Source organism: Thermoactinomyces intermedius (genome assembly GCF_013912365.1).
Classification (GTDB): Bacteria; Bacillota; Bacilli; order Thermoactinomycetales; family Thermoactinomycetaceae; genus Thermoactinomyces; species Thermoactinomyces intermedius.
This window is the reverse complement of record NZ_JACETT010000094.1, coordinates 1-4405: the sequence shown is the minus strand read 5'-3', so window position 1 is coordinate 4405 and position 4405 is coordinate 1. Positions and strand designations below refer to the sequence as shown.

The 4405-nt window shown below is 37.8% G+C and carries 4 protein-coding genes; 2 read left to right on the top strand and 2 right to left on the bottom strand.

Annotation, left to right across the window (positions count from 1 at the left end; all coding sequences use genetic code 11):
- Window positions 1-385 precede the first annotated feature (385 nt).
- Window positions 386-1942, bottom strand: coding sequence for a recombinase family protein (locus H1R82_RS14330; protein ID WP_181729202.1), 1557 nt, complete (start codon window positions 1940-1942; stop codon window positions 386-388).
- Between the two features lie 98 nt (window positions 1943-2040).
- Window positions 2041-2181, bottom strand: coding sequence for a hypothetical protein (locus H1R82_RS14325; RefSeq protein WP_181729201.1), 141 nt, complete (start codon window positions 2179-2181; stop codon window positions 2041-2043).
- A 344-nt stretch (window positions 2182-2525) separates the two neighbouring features.
- Here H1R82_RS14325 and H1R82_RS14320 point away from each other — a divergent pair, with 344 nt between their 5' ends.
- Entirely contained in the window at window positions 2526-3080 is a 555-nt protein-coding gene (locus H1R82_RS14320; protein ID WP_181729200.1) for an RNA polymerase sigma factor, read from the top strand.
- Window positions 3070-4185, top strand: a complete 1116-nt coding sequence (locus tag H1R82_RS14315; RefSeq protein ID WP_181729199.1) for an anti-sigma factor — start codon at window positions 3070-3072, stop codon at window positions 4183-4185. The genes H1R82_RS14320 and H1R82_RS14315 overlap by 11 nt, the downstream gene beginning before the upstream one ends.
- Window positions 4186-4405 lie beyond the last annotated feature (220 nt).

Below are 4405 nucleotides of genomic sequence, written 5' to 3'. Positions count from 1 at the left end.
GGGACGAAGTATACCTTAACTGTCCACTAGAGGCACTCTGAAAAAATGAAAAGCGAATTTTAAAGCGTTTTTTGTAATTTATCAAGTACTTTCCGATAAAAATCAGCGGAAATTTTTGGGCTATATAAATCCGCTTAGTCAATAGAGTCAACAAAACAATTTCCGATTGTTAAGCGAATTATAGCATATAAAAAATACCTTAGTCAACTAAGTTAACGATGTCGACTGTGAACATTATGTGAACTTCCCACTTAATATAACCTCCCTTTTATACCATTTCGCCCAACTTATAGGTGGTGGAAGGGTCTTAAATTAGACATAAGAATAAAAGTTCTAATATTCTGAATTTTATCTAGGAGTACCCGCGGGAAAGAACGGGTACTTGTCAGCGTGAGAACTTGTATTTAATTCTCAAATGACCGTCTTTATAATCAATCCTTTCGATGAATTTTGAGAGGATGACACGTAATCTGCCTAGGTTGTTAATGTCTAGTTCCATGAACTCCTCTATATCCTCCATGAGAAGTTTCTTTTGCGACTCATGCCCTTCCACAAGGAGCTTTTCCCTTTCTAATTCCCCCCGCTCAATCACTAATTTTTCCAACTCACCCTTTAACCGTTTAAGTAAGTAATTATACTGCTCAGGCATCATATTTTCTTTTTCAAAGTACAACTCCGCTGTCTTTTCATTAATCTTGTTGATTTTCTGGTCAACTTCCCTTATCTTTTGCTTCAAATCATCCTTTTTCATACCATTTGTAGACAGATGGCTAAAAATGTCTCCTTTCTTCAGTGCTTGTTTTAAGCGTCTACGTAATAGTGTAACCACGTATTCCTCTATTCGCTCGGCACGTATGGAAGGGGCAGAGCAGGTAACATAAGGCTGGTCTTTAAATTGGGGAGTATTACAGCACACATAATACCGAGCTACTGATTTTTTAGATACTCGGGTGTATTGCCTTCTGTGGTGGTAAAAAATTCCTCCGCATTCTCCACAGAACAGAATCCCAGATAGGGGATATTGCCCTGGCTTTCCGCCGGGCTTCACCCAACTTGTACCATGCCTTGATTTCATGAGTCTTTGTGCTTCTTGAAATATTTCCTTCTCCACAATCGGCTCATGGGCATTTTCACAGACAATCCATTCTTTTTCTTCCTTGTCCGTATAGACAATTCTTTTTCTGCCTCTTTCCGAGTCAGTATAATCCTTTATTCTTGTTTGCCGCCGCTTGTTATAAACTACTCTTCCTAAGTAAGTCTCATTGGTGAGAACCTGTTTAACGCTGTTTTTACGCCATATACTTCCGAATTTTGTTCGAATACCCAACTCGTTTAACCTTTGGGCAATCTTTGCCATCCCCATTCCTTCGTTAACATACCAATGAAACATTTTCCTGACATATTTTGCTTCCTCCTCGAAAACTTGGAGGCGTGCGTCTTCGTTAACCGTATACCCAAATGGGGGACGCCCATTCCACTTACCAGTCTTTGCGGCTTCCTTCTTTCCGAGGAGTACCCGGATAGCTATTTTCTCCGCTTCATACTCCGCAACCGCAGAGTGGATAGTGAATGCAAAACTGCTGTCCTGTCTAGACGAGTCATAATTTTCCTCATATGAGATAACACGTAGACCTTTATATTTAAGCCGTTCTAGCGTTTCCAGAGCTTCCTGTGTATTTCTCGCAAGTCGTGATATCCCCTTGAACAAGACGACACTAAACTTACCTCTCTCAGCATCTTGTAGTAATCGCTTCATGGCTGGTCTTGCCCATATATCAAGGCTATATGCCGAGAATCCGGTGTCTTCATAAATACAATCATCCGGAACCTCGCCCAACCCACGAACTTTTGCGTATTCACGAAGCAATGAAACTTGGTGTGTCACTGATTCTGCTTGTCTGTCTGTTGAAACCCTTGCGTAAATGGCACATTTGTTCTTCAACTTAACCACTCCTTAGTTAATATCGGTCCTATAGTTAACATCGGACCTATTTTATGAACAAAGCCGAGAGTGGTCAATTTAGTTGAGGGATTCACTTGTCACTTATTCTCCTTCTTCACTTGCACGACTTCTTTTCCGTATTTTTGATTTAAGAATATAGCGAATGTTTCGGCGATTAAGGAGGTTGCGTCTTCTTTTCCGAATTCCTCGGAGCAGGTGAACACTTTATCTTGTTGCATGGTTTCTCCTAACCCCTTTACATAAATGTTGGATTTCTTGATTTCTCACTGTCTTCATCTTAGAATACGAATATACGTTCTATTTGGATTACTACTTTATAAATTTTTTTCTCATCAGGTGAATTGCTTGTTTCTATAAAAGACTACGCACGAGCTTTTGATATGGATTACAACTTTTTTATTTTTTATTGTGTCTTTCCGCATCTATTTATTACTACGTAGAAGTATTTATTTTGGATTAGTATTTTTTCATGTTTTTCGGATGTGTTTAAATCGCTTTGTATATTAGTTATACTAAGAAATGGTTTTCTACTTCTAATATAGGAAAAATGAGGGAAAAAGGTATGTCCTATAGAGATGAAAATAGACTAATAAAGGAAATTCAGGAGAAAAACTTAAATGCTTTGGATGAGTTGTATAGGGTATTCGGGAGGTTGGTTTTCTCGTATGCCCTGAAACTCCTAAATGGTGATAGATACAGCGCTGAAGAGATTACGCAAGACGTTTTTATGAAAATATGGAAAAAAGCGCATCTGTTCGACCAGAGTAAAAAGCTTTCGACCTGGCTTCTTACTATCACCAAAAACACAACAATTGACTATATGAGGAAATCTAGCAAATTTACTAAAGTAGATATAGATAAGCTTGCCGAAATAAGGGAATCTGAAGTAGACTTAGATGTGGCAGTTATGACAAACCAGCTTAAAGAAGAAATAAAAAAATTGCCGCCAGACCAGAGAAAAGTAATTGAATTGATGTATATACAAGGTCATACTCAAAAGGAAATTGCTGAGTTATTAAACATTCCTTTGGGCACGGTGAAAAGCAGAGTAAAGCTGGGAATTAATAGGCTGAGGAGGCAGATGCAAAAATGGGAGGTTCAAGGGCATGCAAAGTAAAAAAGAATACGGGTTTGAGGAGTTAGTGTTGAGCCTCGAATTGGGGATTGACATAGAAGAGCCTCCCGCTTCACTGCGGGAGAAGATTTTGGATAATGCACGTTCAGAGGCAGAAAATGAAGAGAAGCAGGAGGGGCAAAATAAACCAAAGCTGGACAAGTGTAAAATTTATTTAGCCTCAGCAATTGTCGCATGTATTTTGTTCCTTAGTTCAACTTTAATTGTTTTATCGCAGAATAAGCAACTTAAAAATGAATTAGCAAATGCCAGAGCAACGATAGAAAATCAATCACAATACGCAAGCATTAGCGAACTTGAGAAAGCTTTTGGAACTCCTGTTAAGAAATTGAAGTTAACTTCATTGGTTTCGGGAGCATATGGAGAAGCTTATATCACACCGAACCGAGTTATTTTAAGTATTGAGGATTTGCAGAAAAAATCACCAGATTCAGTGTTACAGGTTTGGTTAGAAACACCTAGTGAGAAAAAGATGTTAGGAACTATCACGCCATTAAAAAACGGGAAGGCATCGTTTGCCGCTTCTATTGACATAGAACCGATTGAAATTAAAAGCATATTCATTACTGAAGCTGAAAAGGAAACTACGAAGCCTTCACCGACAAAGATTATAGAATCCACTGAAGAGCAAGCGCAACCAATGGTTGCTGAGGAGCACCTAAATAATAATTCGAAAGACGAGGAGAATTTAACGAACAATAGTTCTAAACAAGTTGCGGACGATACAGAAAAAGAGAAAGAAAAAGGCTCAAATAACAGTGACGAGAAAATCAAAAAGGATGAAATTGAACAAGAAAATAATAATAGACAAAACAACATAGAACAATATAAAGAGCCTGAAGACAGTCCTATTAAAGATAAACCGCAACCTCCAATTGAAGCGCCGGGGAGCCAAGGGGGTTGGTTAGCATCTCTGACCTATAAAATCCAAAGCACATTTAATTTCTTATTTGGGGGATTCCTAGATAAGGGAGATGACACAGAAGAAAAGAAAAACGAGGATATAAATAATCACGGAGAAGAGGAAGAAGATAAAGCAAAAGAGGATGGAAATGAAGATGTAGAAACTAATGAAAAACAACAATAAAAATCCACAGAAAATAAAGTGGAATGATAATGCTTTTCATGAGTTGTTTTTGTGGTTACCTCCTGTAAGATTATGGGTAAATTAGTACAATTTCATGACACTTTATTAAGCAGATAAAATAAATTTAGCTCACGGAAACATTTTGCCGTGAGCTTTTTTATTTATGTTTTTAGATATTATTTATTTTTTATTATCGTCTAGGTTAAGTTATAACTTAACC

Coding starts and splice junctions, on each gene's coding strand:
- H1R82_RS14325 (WP_181729201.1), bottom strand. CDS start 2,181: ATGCAACAAGATAAAGTGTTCACCTGCTCCGAGGAATTCGGAAAAGAA.
- H1R82_RS14320 (WP_181729200.1), top strand. CDS start 2,526: ATGTCCTATAGAGATGAAAATAGACTAATAAAGGAAATTCAGGAGAAA.
- H1R82_RS14315 (WP_181729199.1), top strand. CDS start 3,070: ATGCAAAGTAAAAAAGAATACGGGTTTGAGGAGTTAGTGTTGAGCCTC.